The organism is Pseudoalteromonas qingdaonensis, assembly GCF_038739665.1.
Classification (GTDB): Bacteria; Pseudomonadota; Gammaproteobacteria; order Enterobacterales; family Alteromonadaceae; genus Pseudoalteromonas; species Pseudoalteromonas qingdaonensis.
In genome coordinates, this window is the sequence record NZ_JBCGCU010000002.1 from 269,758 (window position 1) to 287,693 (window position 17,936).

The window sequence follows — 17,936 nt, forward strand, 5'->3', positions numbered from 1 at the left end:
CAAAGCAAAGCGGCTGTGAGGCCGCTTGCTTAATTATTATTATATCTTACAAGCGCCGCCTTCACAGCCGTCATCGGCCTGGGGCTTAAACTCGTCTTGGGCGTCCGAGGCACCATCACGGGTGTTGTGATAGTACAAGGTCTTCACACCCAGTTTATAGGCGGTAAGCAGATCTTTAAGCAAGAGCTTCATCGGCACCTTGCCGCCATCGAACTTATTCGGATCATAGTTGGTGTTGGCCGAAATAGTCTGGTCAACGAACTTTTGCATTATGCCCACTAGCTGCAGGTAGCCATCGTTTGATGGAATATCCCACAGTAATTCATATTGATCTTTAAGACGCTCATACTCAGGCACAACCTGCTTAAGGATACCGTCTTTAGATGCCTTAACGCTGATATGACCGCGCGGTGGCTCAATGCCGTTAGTGGCATTGGAGATTTGCGACGAGGTTTCTGATGGCATAAGGGCCGACAGTGTTGAGTTACGCATGCCGTGAGCTTTAATGCTCTCGCGCAGAGCGTCCCAATCCAGGTGCAGTGGCTCATCACAAACGCTATCAAGATCCTTTTTATAGGTATCGATAGGCATGATGCCTTGCGAATAAGTGGTTTCATTAAACTTAGGACAGGCGCCTTTTTCTTTGGCCAGCTCGTTTGATGCTTTCATCAAATAGTATTGAATCGCTTCAAAGGTTTTATGCGTCAGGCTGTTAGCGCTGCCATCTGAATAACGCTTACCATTTTTAGCCAGGTAATAGGCAAAGTTAATCACGCCCACACCTAAAGTACGACGACCCATGGTGGCATTGTAGGCAGCCGGTACTGGGTATTCTTGATAATCCAGCAGGTTATCAAGGGCACGAACAGCCAGCTCAGCTAGCTCTTCAAGCTCGTCCAGAGACTCAATGGCGCCCAGGTTGAAGGCCGACAGAGTACATAGAGCGATTTCACCGGTTTCGTCGTTCACATCGTTTAGCGGCTTGGTTGGTAAAGCGATTTCCAGACACAGGTTAGACTGGCGTATCGGTGCAACCTTGGCATCAAACGGGCTGTGAGTATTACAGTGGTCAACGTTCTGCAGGTAGATGCGGCCTGTGCTGGCACGCTCTTGCAAGAACATAGAGAAGAGTTCAATGGCCTTGATACGCTTCTTACGAATAGACTCATCTTGTTCGTATTTTACGTAAAGCTCTTCAAACAGCTGCTGATCTTCAAAGAAGGCATCGTAAAGACCCGGTACATCCGATGGGCTGAACAGGGTGATAAAGCCGTCTTTAATTAAACGGGTATACATCAGTTTGTTAAACTGCACACCGTAGTCAAGGTGACGTACACGGTTATCATCAACACCACGGTTGTTCTTAAGTACCAGTAGGTTTTCAACCTCTAGGTGCCAAAGCGGGTAGAACAAAGTCGCGGCACCGCCACGTACGCCGCCTTGCGAACAGCTTTTAACCGCTGTTTGGAAGTGCTTATAAAAAGGAACACAACCTGTGTGGTAGGCTTCGCCGTTGCGAATTGGGCTACCTAGGGCGCGAATACGACCAGCGTTGATACCGATACCAGCGCGCTGAGATACGTATTTTACAATCGCCGATGAAGTGGCGTTAATTGAATCCAGGCTGTCGGCACATTCAATTAGTACGCATGAACTAAACTGACGCGTTGGTGTACGCACGCCCGACATAATAGGTGTAGGCAATGAGATCTTAAACAAAGACACCGCATCGTAAAAACGCTTCACATAATCAAGGCGCGTCTCTTTTGGGTAATCCGAGAACAGGCTGGCAGCAACCAGGATATACAGGAACTGGGCGCTTTCATAAATATCGCCAGTGACGCGGTTTTGTACCAGGTACTTACCTTCTAGCTGCTTCACGGCAGCATAGCTGAAGTTTAAATCGCGGCTATGGTCAATAAACTGATCCATTTGCTCGAATTCCGACTGAGTGTAGTCGGACAGTAAATGCTGATCGTAACGCTTGTCTTCAACGAGTTTAACAACATGATCATACAGCTTAGGTGGCTCAAAACGACCATAGGCTTTTTTGCGCAGGTGGAAAATAGCCAGACGCGCCGCCAAATACTGGTAGTCAGGCGTATCTTTCGAGATCAAGTCCGCCGCCGATTTGATAATCGTTTCGTGAATATCTTCGGTGCGAATACCGTCATAGAATTGAATATGAGACTTAAGTTCTACCTGAGATACAGATACATTATTGAGCCCTTCGGCGGCCCAAGTAATGACACGATGAATTTTATCTAAATCCAACGCTTCCTTACGTCCATCGCGTTTGCTAACAGATAACTGTTGAGTCATAGTTATTACCCGTAATTATAATTAGTTGTATTAGCGCACAGCTGTTAAAGGTGTTTTTCAGCTATTGCAGGCGATGTATTTACTACGTTTTAGCATACCTTCGCTTTGCGCCATCGCCCACGGCCACCAAGCATTTATAGCTGTATAAGATTCAAACACTAGATATGGTGTTTTCATCACTGTGATTCACAAGATAGTGGGGTCTGCGTGTATTTGCAAGAGGTGCAAACTGTGACAATCTGTGGATAAGTCGCCACGGTTAGTGACCGTTAACCTTCAAACATTTTTAACTCTGTCGGTCGGCGAAAAGCAACGTCAAAAAACACAAATTTAATGATTTTTTCCAAGTCTAACCGACTGGGTTTTTTATCATCAAGTCGCGCATCTTTTCATCACGCTAATTCTTACTTGTGCACTATATCTGGTGTTTAAAAAATAACATACCACCAGATATAGTGTGTCCGCACTTCTAAAAAACACCAGGCGGATTCGCTACACTTGTGTTACGCCAGCTTTTCAAAGTGCAAAATGTAGTTAACGCCTAAGTCCTGGCCCAAGGTGTATTGCTTAGTTAACGGGTTGTAGCTTAGTCCGGCACTGTGGCGCACCTTTAACCCGGCTTGCTCAGCCCATTGGATAAGCTGCGATGGGCGGATAAACTTTTTATGGTCGTGGGTGCCTTCGGGCACAAGTTTAAGTAATTTCTCGGCGCCAACAATGGCAAACAGATAGGCCTTGGCAGTTTTATTTAAGGTTGAGAAATAAACCTGAGCGCCGGGTTTGGCAAGGGCGGCAGCGCTGGCTATCACGGATTGCGGGTCCGGCACATGCTCAAGCATTTCCATACAGGTCACCACATCGAAGCGCTCTGGGTGCTCGCTCGCATATTGCTCCGCGGTAATTTGTTGGTATTGGACTTTAACACCAGACTCTAAACTATGGAGCTTGGCGACATTCAGTGGTTCACGACCCATATCTATGCCGGTGACCTTGGCACCGAGCTTGGCCATGCTCTCGGCGAGTATGCCACCGCCACAGCCTATATCCAGAGTTTCTTTGTCGGCCAGGCCATTGGCATGTTGGGCGATAAAGTCCAGGCGCAGGGGATTGATTTCGTGTAAGGGTTTAAATTCGCCATCGAGATCCCACCAGCGCTGTGCTATGGCTTCAAATTTTGCAATTTCATCCGTATCTACATTTTGATGTTCGGTCATATAAAACTTCCTCGTTCGTCTGAGGCCATTATACGGGGGGATTTTGTGAAATCGCAAAGATTTAGCGCCTGTAAAAATAAAAATTATGTGATAGCATGGGCTGAGATAATAACGACAATGGGGCAGGTGATAAGCCGAGTATAACTCGTGCCGATTACAGCCTGTCGCAAATAAGAAGGAAAGTGATATCAATGACTGATCTCGCCAATGAAGTCCTTCCGGTTAATATTGAAGATGAGTTAAAGAATTCCTACCTGGATTACGCCATGAGTGTAATCGTAGGACGTGCGCTTCCCGACGTTCGTGACGGCCTAAAGCCGGTACACCGTCGTGTTTTGTTCGCCATGAATGAACTCCGCAATGACTGGAACAAACCGTATAAAAAGTCTGCCCGTGTAGTGGGCGACGTCATCGGTAAATACCACCCGCACGGCGACAGTGCCGTATACGACACCATAGTACGTATGGCGCAGCCGTTTTCTCTGCGTTATATGCTGGTTGATGGCCAAGGTAACTTTGGTTCCGTGGATGGTGACTCGGCGGCGGCGATGCGTTACACCGAAGTACGCATGGCAAAACTTTCCCAAGAGTTGTTAGCCGACCTGGAAAAAGAAACCGTTGATTACGTGCCTAACTATGATGGCACCGAGATGATCCCAGATGTACTACCGACCAAGGTGCCTAACCTGCTGGTCAATGGTTCATCGGGTATCGCCGTAGGTATGGCGACCAATATCCCGCCGCACAACCTAACCGAAGTGATCAACGGCTGTTTAGCGCTTATCAAAGAGCCGCAAACCACCATTGACGAGCTGATGGAATATATTCCAGGCCCGGACTTCCCAACAGCGGCCATTATCAATGGTAAAAAAGGCATAGAGCAGGCCTATAAAACAGGTCGTGGCAAGGTTTATATTCGCGCTCGCGCGGAAGTAGAAGTGGACGAAAAAACAGGTCGCGAGACCATTATCGTTCATGAAATTCCGTATCAGGTGAATAAAGCCCGCCTTATCGAAAAAATCGCTGAGCTTGTAAAAGACAAGAAGATCGAAGGCATTAGTGCGCTGCGCGATGAGTCTGATAAAGACGGTATGCGTATCGTTATTGAAATCAAACGCGGCGAAGTGGGCGAGGTGGTACTGAATAATCTGTACGCCCAAACCCAGATGCAAACCGTGTTCGGTATCAACATGGTTGCCCTGGACGGTAACCAGCCGAAGTGCTTTAACATCAAGGAAATGCTTGAAGCATTTATTCTGCACCGTCGTGAAGTGGTTACCCGTCGTACCGTATTCGATTTACGTAAGGCTCGTGAGCGCGCTCATACCCTTGAAGGTTTGGCGATTGCGCTTGCCAATATCGACCCTATTATCGAACTTATTCGTAAGTCACCGACACCAGCAGAAGCGAAACAAGCCCTTGTTGCTCGTCCGTGGGAGCTGGGTAATGTTAAAGCCATGCTGGAAAAAGCCGGTGATAACGCCGCTCGCCCAGACTGGCTGGCGGATGATTTAGGTATTCGCGATGGTCAGTACTATTTATCTGAGCCACAGGCGCAGGCCATTCTTGAGCTACGTCTACATAAGCTAACCGGCCTTGAGCACGAGAAGATCCTTGATGAATATCAAGAGCTACTTGAGCTGATCGCTGAGTTATTACATATCCTAGGTTCGCCGGAGCGCTTGATGGAAGTGATCCGCGATGAATTGGTGACCATCAAGGAAACCTATGGCGATGAGCGCCGCACCGAAATCAGTGCCGCTGCTCACGATATCAGCCTGGAAGATCTGATCACCGAAGAAAACGTGGTCGTCACCCTGTCACATGAAGGCTATGTGAAGTACCAGCCGCTGAGCGACTACGAGGCGCAGCGCCGTGGTGGTAAGGGTAAATCAGCAACCAAGATGAAGGATGAAGACTTTATCGAGCGTCTGCTGGTCGCCAACACCCACGACACCATCTTGTGCTTCTCGACAGCCGGTCGTCTGTACTGGTTGAAGGTGTATCAGTTGCCATTGGCCAGCCGCGCTGCCCGTGGTAAGCCAATTATTAACCTGTTGCCGCTTGAAGCTGATGAGCGCATTACCGCTATCTTGCCAGTACGTGAGTACGAAGAAGATAAGTATGTCTTTATGGCGACCGCTTTTGGTACCGTGAAGAAAACGCCATTAACCGCTTATAGCCGTCAGCGCGCCAGCGGTATTATTGCCGTGAACCTCAACGAAGGCGATAGCCTGATCGGTGTGGACATCACAGATGGCAGCAATGAGATCATGCTATTTACCGACGCAGGTAAGGTAGTACGCTTTAAAGAAGCGGAAGAGTCGGCCGTGGTTGACGAAAACGGTAACCCGGTACTTGATGAAGAAGGTAACCCGGAAATCAAGTTCAAGGGTGTGCGTCCTATGGGTCGTACCGCCACAGGTGTACGCGGCATTAAGATGGCCGATGACCAGCGCGTGGTGTCCCTCATCGTACCTAAGTCAGATGGTGCCATCTTAACCGTGACCGAAAACGGTTATGGTAAGCGTACCGCCCTTGAAGACTACCCATCTAAGAGTCGTGCGACTCAGGGTGTGGTCTCTATCAAGGTGAGCGAGCGTAACGGCTCTGTAGTTGGTGCCGTTCAGGTCGATGACAACGATGAGATCATGATTATTTCTAATCGTGGTACCTTGGTTCGTACTCGAGTGAATGAAGTTTCTACCGTGGGTCGTAATACCCAAGGTGTTATTTTGATTCGTACAGTTGACGGCGAGCAGGTGGTTGGTTTACAACGTATCGAAGAAATCGATGAAGATGAACTGGTTATTCTGGAGCAGGGTGAAGAGCAAGAACAGGGCGAGCAAACGCCAGATGTCGCTGCTGACAATCCCGAACAAGATTCTGAGTAATCACTAAAAAGCGGCTTCGGCCGCTTTTTTTATCTCTGTATAAAATATTTTCAAGTTACATCGTCCGCACAATGCGTATTGTGTGGGTACGCGAAGTGGAATGAGGAAGAAGTAATGAGCGTTTATAATTTTTGTGCCGGCCCTGCCATGTTACCTCCAGCCGTTATGGAAAAAGCACAGCAAGAGTTTTTAGACTGGCAAGGACTAGGTGTGTCGGTTATGGAAGTAAGCCACCGCGCCGAACCCTTTTTGACCATGGCTCAAGAGTGTGAGGCACGTCTGCGTCGCTTGATGAATATCAGCGATGAATTTGCCGTACTCTTTATGCACGGTGGTGGTCGCGGTCAGTTTGCCGCTGTGCCTATGAATCTGCACCTTGATGATGCCCCCGCCGTGTATATCAACACGGGGATCTGGTCTGATGGCGCTGCCAAGGAAGCGAAGAAGTACACAGATGTTGTGGAAATCAATGTTCGCGATGATAAAGACGGGCAATTCGGTGTGCTTCCTGTATCTCAGTGGCCACTGCCGGAAAAAGCCAGTTATATCCATTACTGCCCGAATGAAACCATAGACGGGGTTGAGTTATTCGATGTGCCAACTCACCCAACGGCGCCCATTGTTGCCGATATGTCCTCTATGATCTTATCGCGCGATATCGATGTAAATCAGTTTGATGTGATTTACGCCGGTGCGCAGAAAAATATCGGCCCATCGGGTCTGGCCATTGTTATTGTACGTAAGACCTTGCTTGAGCGAGAAGGCGTGCCGCGCCCGGGAATTCTTGATTACGCCATCGAGGCCGAGCAGGGCAGCATGTACAACACGCCACCTACCTTTGCCTGGTATCTGGCCGATGTGGTCTTTAAATGGCTTGAAGAGCAAGGTGGTGTGCCAGCTATGCAGCGCCATAACAAGAACAAGGCAGCAATTTTATACGACTACATTGATGCCTCAGATTTCTACATCAACAAGGTTGATAAAGACTGTCGTTCATTAATGAATGTGCCATTTTGGTTAAACGATGAGAGCCTGAACGAACGCTTCCTGGCCTTGTCACAACAGGCCGGTTTACTGGCATTGGAAGGGCACCGTTTTGTCGGCGGTATGCGCGCCAGTATTTACAATGCCATGCCGGTGGCGGGTATAGAGGCCCTGGTAACCTTTATGGAGCAGTTCGCTCAGGAGCACAGTTGATGGAATCATTACGCTTAGAGCCCATTAGAAAGGTGCAAGGCGAAGTGGTGTTACCTGGCTCGAAAAGCTTATCTAATCGCATTCTTTTGTTGGCGGCCTTGTGTCAAGGCACAACTAAGGTGACCAATCTGCTAGATAGTGACGATATTCGTCATATGCTAGGGGCCCTTGCGCTAATGGGAGTTGAGGTCGAGCTCAACGAGGACAAGACTCAAGCCTTGGTTCACGGCCAAGGTGGTAAACTTACTACGCCACCAGAGTCTTTGTTTTTAGGTAATGCTGGCACAGCTTACAGGCCGCTTACCGCGGTACTTGCAGCCACACAAGGCGAGTTTGAATTAAGCGGTGAGCCGCGTATGGAAGAGCGCCCAATCGGCCACCTGGTTGATGCGCTGCGTGCGTTAGGGGCTGATATAGACTACCTGAAAACGCAGGATTATCCGCCTTTGGCCATTAAGGGGAAAACCCTGGCCGGTGGCGAAGTCAGCATAGACGGCAGCATTTCCAGTCAGTTCTTAACCGCGCTGTTAATGGCGGCACCGCTGTTCAGTGGTGATACGAACATCAGCATCAAGGGGGAGCTGGTCTCCAAACCTTATATAGATATTACCCTTGGGGTGATGCGTAAATTCGGTGTTGAGGTAAGCAACAATAACTACCAGAGTTTTCATGTGAAAGGGGGGCAGCAATATGTTTCTCCCGGTGAAATCATGGTGGAGGGCGATGCCTCGTCGGCGTCCTACTTTATTGCTGCGGCCGCGATTAATGGTGGCGAGATCACCATTCACGGTGTGGGCAAGGCCTCGGTCCAAGGTGATATAGGCTTTGCCAAGGTAATGGAGCAGGTCGGTGCCGATATTGATTGGTATGATGATAAGCTGGTGGTACGCAAAGGACAGCTTATGGGCGTTGATATTGATGCCAATGCCATTCCTGATGCAGCCATGACACTTGCCACGGTAGCGCTGTTTGCCAAGGGCAAAACCGCCATTCGTAATATTTACAATTGGCGGGTGAAAGAAACCGACCGCTTGTATGCCATGGCCACTGAGCTGAAAAAGCTCGGCGCCGAGGTGGTGGAGGGGCATGATTATATCGAGATCACGCCGCCACTGCACTTAGCGGATGTCGCCATAGATACTTATAACGACCACCGTATTGCCATGTGTTTCTCCATGGTTGCCGTCGGTGGTTGGCCGGTGACCATTAACGACCCAGGTTGCACCGCCAAGACCTTTCCTACCTATTTTGATACCTTAGCGAGTGTCAGCTGCAGCTGATCCCCATGCCCGCTGACGGCTTATGCCAAGCGGGCATCTTTATCTAACCATTTGTTGATCCGTTACAAAACAATCTTAAAAATCTGGCGTATTAGCGCGAATTTACAAAATAGTTCGCGTATAATACGGCGATTTTAAAATGTTTGCTGTGCATGCAGGAGGTTTAAATGCAGGCATCTATGCCGGTGATCACCATTGACGGGCCCAGTGGTTCGGGCAAAGGTACAGTGTGTCGTTTACTCGCGCAAAAGTTGGGCTGGGACGTGCTCGACAGCGGCGCGATTTATCGTGTTTTGGCGCTTGCGGCGCTACACCACCAGATAGCACTCGACAATGAAGAAGCCTTAGTCCCGCTCGCAGCAAATTTAGATGTGCAATTTAGCTTCGATACCCAAAGCGAAAGCAGCAAAATCATCCTCGAAGGCGAGGAAGTGACCCATGGTATTCGTAATGAAGAAGTGGGCGCGGCGGCTTCAAAGGTGGCGGCTCTGCCTCGCGTTCGTGAAGCGCTATTGCGTCGCCAACGTGCCTTCCGCGGCGATGCCGGGCTGATTGCCGATGGCCGCGATATGGGCACTGTGGTGTTCCCTGAGGCCAATGTAAAAATATTCCTGACCGCCAGCGCTGAAGAGCGCGCCGAGCGACGTTTTAAAGAGTTGAAGGCTAAGGGTCTGGATGTTACACTAAGTGGTCTACTTATCGACATTAAAGCTCGTGACGAGCGTGATACGAATCGCGCCGTGGCGCCGCTTATTCCCGCGGAAGACGCGGTAAGCTTAGATACCACTGAGCTCGATGCCGAGCAAGTATTTGCCAAAGTCATGTCGATTATCGACCAGGCCGTTGTTGACGGCAAGTTGGCAAAACTAAGTAAATAAGCAGTAAATATACCTACGCATGAGCAGGACGCACGTGCTTAATTAATAACCCCGCTGAGCAGTGACGCGACGTGGAGAATTTAACTTATAGAGACGTATTAAGTATGTCAGAAAATTTTGCGCAGTTATTTGAAGAAAGCCTACAGGGTTTTGAAGCTCAACAGGGCTCAATCGTAAAAGGCACCGTAATCTCTATCGAGAACAACATCGTTCTTGTAGACGCTGGCCTTAAGTCAGAAAGTGCTATCCCTGCAGAGCAGTTCAAAAATGCTGCTGGTGAACTAGAAGTTGCTGTTGGTGACGAAGTAGATGTTGCTCTAGATGCAATTGAAGACGGTTTCGGTGAAACTATTCTTTCTCGTGAAAAAGCGAAGCGCCACGAAGCGTGGATCCGTCTTGAGAAAGCATGTGAAGAAAACGAAACTGTTACTGGTGTTATCAACGGTAAGGTTAAAGGTGGTTTCACTGTTGAAGTTGATTCTATCCGTGCCTTCTTACCTGGTTCACTTGTTGACGTTCGTCCAGTACGTGACACAACTCACCTTGAAGGTAAAGAGCTTGAGTTCAAAGTAATCAAGCTTGACCAGAAGCGTAACAACGTTGTTGTTTCTCGCCGTGCAGTTATCGAATCTGAAAACTCACAAGAGCGTGAAGAACTTCTTCAGAACCTTGTTGAAGGTCAAGAAGTTAAAGGTATCGTTAAGAACCTTACAGACTACGGTGCGTTCGTTGACCTAGGTGGTGTTGACGGTCTACTACACATCACTGACATGGCGTGGAAGCGTGTTAAGCACCCTTCAGAAATCGTGAATGTTGGCGACGAAATCAACGTTAAAGTTCTTAAGTTTGACAAAGAGAAGACACGTGTTTCTCTAGGCCTTAAGCAGCTTGGCGAAGATCCATGGCAAGAAATTGCTAACCGTTACCCAGAAGGCGCTAAGCTATCTGGTCGTGTAACTAACCTAACTGACTACGGTTGTTTCGTTGAAATCGAAGAAGGCGTAGAAGGTCTAGTACACGTATCTGAGATGGATTGGACTAACAAAAACATCCACCCATCTAAAGTTGTTTCACTAGGTGACAACGTAGACGTAATGGTTCTAGAAATCGACGAAGAGCGTCGTCGTATTTCTCTAGGTCTTAAGCAATGTAAAGCTAACCCTTGGCAAGAATTTGCTCGTCTACAAAACAAAGGCGACCAAGTTACTGGTAAGATCAAGTCAATCACTGACTTCGGTATCTTCATCGGCCTTGACGGTGGCATCGACGGTCTTGTACACCTTTCAGACATCTCTTGGAACACTCCAGGCGAAGAAGCTGTACGTGAGTACAAGAAAGGCGACGAAATCACTGCTATCGTACTTCAGGTTGACCCAGAGCGTGAGCGTATCTCTCTAGGCGTTAAGCAAATCGAAGCTGATCCTTTCAATAACTACCTGGACGCAAACAAAAAAGGTGCTATTGTTAAAGGTAAAGTAACTGCTGTTGACGCTAAAGGTGCAACTGTAGAGCTTATCGAAGGCGTTGAAGGTTACATCCGTGTAGCTGACATTGCACAAGAGCGTGTTGAAGATGCAACTGCCGTTGTTTCTGAAGGCGACGAAATCGAAGCTAAGTTTGTTGGCGTAGATCGTAAGAACCGCGCTATCAGCCTTTCAGTTAAAGCGATTTACGAAGCTGAAGAAAAAGAAGTATTAGAGAAGTTGAAGGCAGACGAGCCTCAGTTCGAAAATGCTATGGCTGCTGCATTCAAAAATGCACAGAAAGACTAAGATTTAGTCTTGTCTTAGGAAGGGCGCAAGCCCTTCCTTTGTAAGTCCCTAAGGAAACATTATGACCAAGTCAGAACTAATAGAACAGCTTGCACAAAGTCACGCTCATATCCAAGCCCGCGATGTTGAGAATGCCGTTAAAGAAATTCTAGAACAGATGGCCGGTTCATTGTCTGAAGCCGAGCGTATCGAAATCCGTGGCTTTGGTAGTTTTTCCCTACACTTCCGCGCACCGCGCACAGGTCGTAACCCTAAAACTGGGGAAACCGTTGAACTAGACGGTAAGTACGTGCCGCACTTTAAACCGGGCAAGGAATTACGCGACCGCGTTAACGCCAGTATTTAATCATCACGGATGGAGTAACCGCTGAGTGAAGGTTGTAAAGTTCATTCTATTTGTACTGTGTATTTTTATTGCCTTTGTACTAGGTTCGCAAAATCCACAGCTAGTCCAAGTTAATTACCTTATTGCCAGCACCACTATGCCATTAGCAGCGCTAATGAGCTTCTGTTTTATTGTCGGATTAGTATTCGGCTGCTTTGTTAGCTTTCGCTTATTTTCAAAGTTAAAGTGGCAAAACTATCGCTTGCAAAAACGCAACGAGCAACTTTCCCGTACTGCCCAAGAGCAAAGTCAAAGTACCGCTCTGGCATCTGTAAAAGATAGCTAGTAATGCTGGAGCTGTTGTTTTTACTCTTGCCCGTTGCCGCCGGTTACGGCTGGATCATGGGTAAAAACAGTGCTAAAAATCATGCTCATCAGCACAGTCGTAAAATTACCGCAGAATACAGCAAAGGCTTGAAGTTTCTACTCGATAGGGAAGACGATCAGGGCCTTGAGCACCTAATTCAACTTCTTGAAGTATCCGCTGACTCGGTGGAGCATTATTTGACCTTGGCGACCTTGTTTCGTCGTCGTGGCGAGCTTGACCGTGCCATTAAAATCCATGAATTGTTGCTCGATCATCCAAACCTTAATGAAGATCAACTAACAACCTGTCGCCTGGAGTTGGCGCAGGACTATATTCTCGCCGGATTATTGGACAGTGCCGAAGAGCATCTGCTTATTCTTATTAAACAAAAGCGTCCCCAAGCACTTGAGCCGCTTATTTCCTTGTATTCGCAAACCCGCGAATGGCACAAGGGCATAGCTTTGCATCAGCGTTATGCGCATTTATTTACCCAGCGCCAGCAAAAAATTGCCATAGCTAATTTTTACTGTGAAGCGGGCGCGGCGGATAATGCCCCGGAACTCATGTCCCAGGCCTTGGGTGTAGGTGAGCCGAGTGTGCGTCCTTTGTATGAACTAGGGCAATTGGCTTATCAGCGCGAAGATTATGTGCGGGCCATTCATTATTGGCGCGACTTAATTTGCCAGTTTACCTTTAGCTCTCCCTTAGTGCTTGAGCGCTTAAACAAGAGCTACCACCACCTGCAACTAGAGCATCAGTTTGAACACTTGTTGGCTGAGCTGGTAGACAAAGGCGGCATTGGTCTTAAAATTCATTACTGTCAGCATTTGCTTGCAGCCGGGCAGCGTAAAGAAGCGGTTGAGTTCATCACCAAGAGTTTAAAGAAACAACCTAATATTCGCGGCTTTCGTTTTTTGCTACAATTACTTGCAGGGCAAAACGCGCAGCTAGACGAAGCGCTAAACCCCATAGATAAACTTATTCAATCATATATAGATACCAAAGCAGATTTTCAGTGTCAGCATTGCGGCTTTCAAAGTCACAGTCATTATTGGTTGTGTCCGTCTTGTCGTCACTGGGAGTCTATGCAACCAAGCCGTGGGCTTGATGGTTTTTAAACAGGAAAAACATGAACGCTGTTGACTCTAAAAAAGTTCTTATCGCTTTAGATTACGATAATAAAGCCAAGGCATTGGCATTTGTACAACAACTATCTCCGGATAGCTGCCGCCTTAAAGTTGGCAAGGAAATGTTCACTCATTTCGGTCCGGAATTTGTAAAGCAATTGGTAGAGTTGGGCTTCGATGTATTCCTGGATTTAAAATTTCACGATATTCCTAATACAGTTGCTAAAGCAGTAAAAGCGGCTGCCGATCTGGGTGTATGGATGGTTAACGTGCATGCCAGCGGTGGTGTGGAAATGATGCAAAAGGCCAAGGAGATCCTCGCCCCTTATGGTGATAAAGCACCTTTGTTAATTGCCGTTACCGTGCTTACCAGTATGGATGAAATGCAATTAAAACAATTAGGTATTGAAAAAAAACCGCAAGAGCAAGTATTGTATTTAGCAGAGCTAACCAAGCAGGCCGGCCTTGATGGTGTGGTGTGCTCGGCACAAGAAGCACAGGTACTTAAGCAACACCTGGGCGCCGACTTTAAACTGGTAACGCCGGGCATTCGACCGGCAGGCAGTGATGCGGGCGACCAAAAACGTATTATGACGCCAAAACAGGCGATTGATAGCGGCAGTGATTACCTAGTAATAGGGCGTCCAATTACCCAGGCAGAAGATCCGGTTGCCGTATTGAAAGCCATCAATGAGAGTCTAGGAGACTAAGGTGAAATATATAGTGTTTATCGCAGCCCTGGTGGCGGCTGGATATTATTACTTAGAGCACACAAGGTCGCAAACGAATGCCTCAGCGCTGAATAAAGTTCTCTCTGAGGCGAGGCAGGGTGAGGTTGACCTTTTTGCCTTGAAAGACGCATTGAAAAAACATGTGTATGCTATTTGCGATAGCAACTCCACCATGTTGCTTGAAAGCGAGCGCTCGGTGAGTGATTGTGAGCAGCTTCATGATATAAAGCAAGCCGAGTGTAACGAACAGGTTTTTCGCCTGGCACCTCTAAGCATAGCGGAGAGAGATGAAGTGCTTGATTATGCTAAGCGTTATGTACGCTGTGCCTTGCCTTATGAAGATTTACGCTATCAGCCTATTAAATAAGAAAACGCGACTTTAAGGTCGCGTTTTTAGTTTAATCTGCGTGGCTTCGATATCAATCAGCCCGTCTTTAAACAAGCCACCTATGGCCTTTTTAAAGTTGGCTTTTGAGGTGCCAAACTGACGTTTAATTGCCTCGGGCGTGGACTTATCGCCCAGAGGTAAGATACCGCCTTTAGTATTTAATGCATCAAGGATCTGCTGCTTTATAGGATCGATTTTAGCCATCCCGGGTGCTTCGAGCAGGATATCAACTTTGCCATCTTCACGGCACTGCTGCACATAGGCATTCATGCGCTGGCCTACAAACAGGTTACGGTGCACACGGTTGTGGAAAATAAGACCCCAGTGCAGCTCATCGACTATCACCTTAAAACCAAGGTCGGTTTTCGCCGCCACTATGATCTCAACTTGATCACCGCTTTTATAATCCGGCTTGGCCCGACCAACAAACTTGTTAAGATTGCTCGATGCGCAAATTCGCTTTGAGGCGTTATCCAGGTAAAGTTTTACCAGGTAGCTGCGCTCCGGTTGCATACGTGGCTTTTGCTCGTTAAAGGGCACTAGGAGATCTTTTTCCAGACCCCAATCCAAAAAGGCGCCAATATTATTCACCTGTTTTACCTGGAGCAGGGCAAAATCACCCACCTGGGCTCTTGGTTTAGTGCGGGTCGCCGTTGGGTGACCCATGCTATCTAGGTAAACAAATACGCTTAAGCTATCGCCGCGCTCAATCTCATCCGGGGCCTGCTCTGCAGGTAAAAACACTTCACCCAACTCAGGGCTATGTAAATACAGGCCTTCGCCGGCTACTTCATCAACAAACAGGGTTTGCCATTGACCTAAACTGCTCATTCTTATTCTTCCTCATCCGCTATCGGTTTTGGCTTGCGCTTTATTGAGCCCATGGCATTAGGGTCAAATGGCGCGGCAATGGGTTTTCTTACCTTAGCTGCAGGGCCCTTACGTGATTTAGCTTTTGCTGATTTACTAACTTGTGCTGCCGTTTTATCTGCTTTTTTAGGCTTGTCGGTCTTAGGCTTAGGCTGGGTAAAGCCTTTAAATTTACCTACCAGACCTTGGATTTCACTAAAAGGCAGCGGGCGGCGCATAAACTGGTTAATGGCCAAATAGCTTTGCCAGTCTTTTGGGCCGACCAGGGAAATGGCAGAGCCTTTAAACCCGGCACGACCGGTACGACCTATGCGGTGGATGTATTCTTCGGCGTTTTTCGGTAAATCGAAATTAATAACATGAGTCACATTTAAAAGATCCAGACCGCGCGAGGCCACATCTGTGGTAATAAGCACCTGGTAAAGGCCGCGGCTGAAACTATCCATAATATCCAGACGCTTGTTTTGCGCCATGGTGCCTTCAAGGGCAACGGCCTTTAGGCCTTGCTCGCCGATTTTGCTACACAGGCGCTGAGTATCTTCGCGGGTGGCGGTAAAGATAATGCACTGACCTAAGCCTTCTTCATTGGCAAGCAGATGGTCAAGTAAGGCTTCTTTATGGTCGAGATGATCCGCTAAATACAGACGCTGAGAGATATCACCATGCTCATCGGTGGCGGCGCTGATGCTTACACCCTTGGGATTTTTCAATAAGTTACGTGATAGGGCGCCTACTTGGGCGTGTTCCAAAGTGGCTGAAAACAGCAGGCTTTGGCGCAATCTGTGGTCGGCGCTTTTATTGATGAGTTCGACCTGCTCGCTAAAGCCTAAATCAAGAATTCGATCCGCTTCATCGAAAATCAGCATTTCCAGACCGGCCAAGTGTAAAGAACAGTCTTCGAGGTGATCGGCAATACGCCCCGGAGTACCAACGACAAAATGCGGGTCTTTGCGCAGGGCTTTAACCTGATCGTTATAGTTCTCACCGCCAAGCACTTTTAAGGCGCTCAGCGCGGTGCCGGCAATCAGCAAACGCAGTTGGGTATAGACTTGGGTCGCAAGTTCACGGGTTGGTGTCACGATCAACACCCGTGGGTCGCGCTTCGATAAGGCCTTTTGCTTCATCACCCTTTGTACCGCAGGCAACAAAAACGCCAGGGTCTTGCCCGAGCCGGTTTTTGATTGCGCAAATAAGTCGTACCCGGCCAACGCCAAGGGAATAGCTTGGGCTTGAATATCGGTAGGTGTGGTAATGCCCTGGTGCGTTATTTGTGCACACAGGCGCGTATCGATACCCAAATCACTGAATTGCAAATTCACTCTCCAACAAAAAATACAGTTAATACAGCGCTATTATAACGTATTGCAACGGCCCTCTGGCAGCTAATTTTGCGTTTTCGGCCATTATGGGTAAAATACGCCTCCCTAATGCGCCGGATTTACGATTCGGTAGAATTAAAAGCAAATAAATAGGTATATTAATGTCACAACCATACGTCGTGTGTGCGCTTTATAAGTTTGTAGCGCTTCCTAATTTTGAACAAATTCGTCAACCTCTTCTTGATGTGATGCTGGCCAATGATGTACGCGGTACATTATTGCTTGCTAATGAAGGTATTAACGGCACGGTCGCGGGTAAACGCGAGGGTATCGATGCCTTACTGGCCTGGCTGGATAAGCAACCGAACCTGGACAATATCGTTTCTAAAGAATCTTTTGATGATGAATGTCCTTTCTACCGCACCAAGGTTAAGCTGAAAAAAGAAATCGTGACCATGGGCGTTGAAGGCATTGACCCCCGTGAAGTGGTGGGTACTTATGTGAAGCCGAAAGACTGGAACGCATTAATCAGCGACCCTGATGTGGTCTTGGTTGATACCCGTAACGATTATGAAATCGAAATCGGCACCTTTGAAAACGCGGTTGACCCTAAGACCAAGACTTTCCGTGAGTTCCCGGCCTGGGCCGAGCAAAACCTTGACCCGAAAAAGCATAAAAAAGTAGCCATGTTCTGTACCGGTGGTATCCGTTGTGAAAAGTCCACTGCCTATATGAAAGAGCAGGGTTTTGAAGAGGTGTATCACCTTGAAGGCGGTATCCTAAAGTACCTAGAAGAAGTGCCAAAAGAAGAAACCATGTGGCAGGGTGAGTGTTTTGTATTTGATAACCGCGTTGCCGTGGATCACGACCTGAAAAAAGGCCAGTATGACCAATGTCATGCCTGTCGCATGCCTATCACCGAAGATGATAAGCAAAAGCCGGAATATATGCAGGGCGTTTCTTGCCACCACTGCCATGAAAATGTTAGCGATGAGCAGCGCGCCCGTTTTGCCGAGCGTCAAAAGCAAATCGAGCTGGCCAAAGACCGCGGCGAAGGCCACATTGGTCATGAAGCGCAAGAAATGCTGCATAAGCGCAAAGAGCTAAAGCAGCAGTTTAAAGATCAACAACGTGCCGCGAATAAGTAGTTGTTGTTCGTAACTCTTTAAAAAGGAAGTCATTATGGCTTCCTTTTTTTGTGTCTTAAGCGCAGATGCGAAATAATAGGAGCGGCAAAACACCGCTTTAATGG

General features: G+C 47.8%; 15 protein-coding genes. 11 read left to right on the forward strand and 4 right to left on the reverse strand.

All coding sequences use genetic code 11. The features are described 5' to 3' along the window. Window positions 1–39: 39 nt before the first annotated feature. Together nrdA and ubiG are read right to left on the reverse strand one after the other, a co-directional pair. Window positions 40–2,322, reverse strand: coding sequence for a class 1a ribonucleoside-diphosphate reductase subunit alpha (nrdA, locus tag WCN91_RS03270; RefSeq protein ID WP_342676234.1), 2,283 nt, complete (start codon window positions 2,320–2,322; stop codon window positions 40–42). Between the two features lie 503 nt (window positions 2,323–2,825). Next, window positions 2,826–3,536, reverse strand: a complete 711-nt coding sequence (gene ubiG / locus WCN91_RS03275) for a bifunctional 2-polyprenyl-6-hydroxyphenol methylase/3-demethylubiquinol 3-O-methyltransferase UbiG (RefSeq protein WP_342676236.1) — start codon at window positions 3,534–3,536, stop codon at window positions 2,826–2,828. Window positions 3,537–3,727: 191 nt separating this feature from the next. Here ubiG and gyrA point away from each other — a divergent pair, with 191 nt between their 5' ends. The 10 genes from gyrA to WCN91_RS03325 all read left to right on the forward strand — a co-directional run bounded on the left by gyrA (window position 3,728) and on the right by WCN91_RS03325 (window position 14,474). Then, window positions 3,728–6,430, forward strand: a complete 2,703-nt coding sequence (gyrA, locus tag WCN91_RS03280) for a DNA topoisomerase (ATP-hydrolyzing) subunit A (RefSeq protein WP_342676238.1) — start codon at window positions 3,728–3,730, stop codon at window positions 6,428–6,430. A 114-nt stretch (window positions 6,431–6,544) separates the two neighbouring features. Then, the gene (serC, locus tag WCN91_RS03285; protein WP_342676240.1) at window positions 6,545–7,627 is read left to right on the forward strand and encodes a 3-phosphoserine/phosphohydroxythreonine transaminase; all 1,083 of its coding nucleotides are present in this window, start codon (window positions 6,545–6,547) and stop codon (window positions 7,625–7,627) included. Next, the gene (aroA, locus tag WCN91_RS03290; RefSeq protein ID WP_342676242.1) at window positions 7,627–8,907 is read left to right on the forward strand and encodes a 3-phosphoshikimate 1-carboxyvinyltransferase; all 1,281 of its coding nucleotides are present in this window, start codon (window positions 7,627–7,629) and stop codon (window positions 8,905–8,907) included. The genes serC and aroA overlap by 1 nt, the downstream gene beginning before the upstream one ends. Window positions 8,908–9,074: 167 nt before the next feature. After that, window positions 9,075–9,785 (forward strand): (d)CMP kinase, encoded by a 711-nt coding sequence (cmk, locus tag WCN91_RS03295; RefSeq protein ID WP_342676244.1) that lies wholly within the window; start codon window positions 9,075–9,077, stop codon window positions 9,783–9,785. Between the two features lie 104 nt (window positions 9,786–9,889). After that, window positions 9,890–11,557, forward strand: a complete 1,668-nt coding sequence (rpsA, locus tag WCN91_RS03300; RefSeq protein ID WP_342676246.1) for a 30S ribosomal protein S1 — start codon at window positions 9,890–9,892, stop codon at window positions 11,555–11,557. 61 nt (window positions 11,558–11,618) lie between these two features. Continuing rightward, window positions 11,619–11,903: an integration host factor subunit beta gene (gene ihfB / locus WCN91_RS03305; protein WP_105198900.1), complete on the forward strand. Its 285-nt coding sequence runs from the start codon at window positions 11,619–11,621 to the stop codon at window positions 11,901–11,903. 25 nt (window positions 11,904–11,928) lie between these two features. After that, entirely contained in the window at window positions 11,929–12,228 is a 300-nt protein-coding gene (locus WCN91_RS03310) for a lipopolysaccharide assembly protein LapA domain-containing protein (protein ID WP_342676249.1), read from the forward strand. Between the two features lie 2 nt (window positions 12,229–12,230). Next, entirely contained in the window at window positions 12,231–13,367 is a 1,137-nt protein-coding gene (gene lapB, locus WCN91_RS03315) for a lipopolysaccharide assembly protein LapB (protein ID WP_342676251.1), read from the forward strand. 11 nt (window positions 13,368–13,378) lie between these two features. Then, complete coding sequence (pyrF, locus tag WCN91_RS03320) at window positions 13,379–14,086, forward strand: orotidine-5'-phosphate decarboxylase (RefSeq protein ID WP_342676253.1); 708 nt, start codon at window positions 13,379–13,381, stop codon at window positions 14,084–14,086. Between the two features lies 1 nt (window position 14,087). Beyond that, window positions 14,088–14,474 (forward strand): hypothetical protein, encoded by a 387-nt coding sequence (locus WCN91_RS03325; protein WP_342676255.1) that lies wholly within the window; start codon window positions 14,088–14,090, stop codon window positions 14,472–14,474. 12 nt (window positions 14,475–14,486) lie between these two features. On the opposite strand, the gene WCN91_RS03330 is transcribed toward WCN91_RS03325, so the two are convergent. Then, the gene (locus WCN91_RS03330) at window positions 14,487–15,326 is read right to left on the reverse strand and encodes a CvfB family protein (RefSeq protein ID WP_342676257.1); all 840 of its coding nucleotides are present in this window, start codon (window positions 15,324–15,326) and stop codon (window positions 14,487–14,489) included. A 2-nt stretch (window positions 15,327–15,328) separates the two neighbouring features. Beyond that, window positions 15,329–16,678: a DEAD/DEAH box helicase gene (locus WCN91_RS03335; RefSeq protein WP_342676259.1), complete on the reverse strand. Its 1,350-nt coding sequence runs from the start codon at window positions 16,676–16,678 to the stop codon at window positions 15,329–15,331. 167 nt (window positions 16,679–16,845) lie between these two features. Here WCN91_RS03335 and trhO point away from each other — a divergent pair, with 167 nt between their 5' ends. Further along, window positions 16,846–17,832: an oxygen-dependent tRNA uridine(34) hydroxylase TrhO gene (trhO, locus tag WCN91_RS03340; protein ID WP_342676262.1), complete on the forward strand. Its 987-nt coding sequence runs from the start codon at window positions 16,846–16,848 to the stop codon at window positions 17,830–17,832. The last annotated feature ends 104 nt before the right edge of the window (window positions 17,833–17,936 follow it).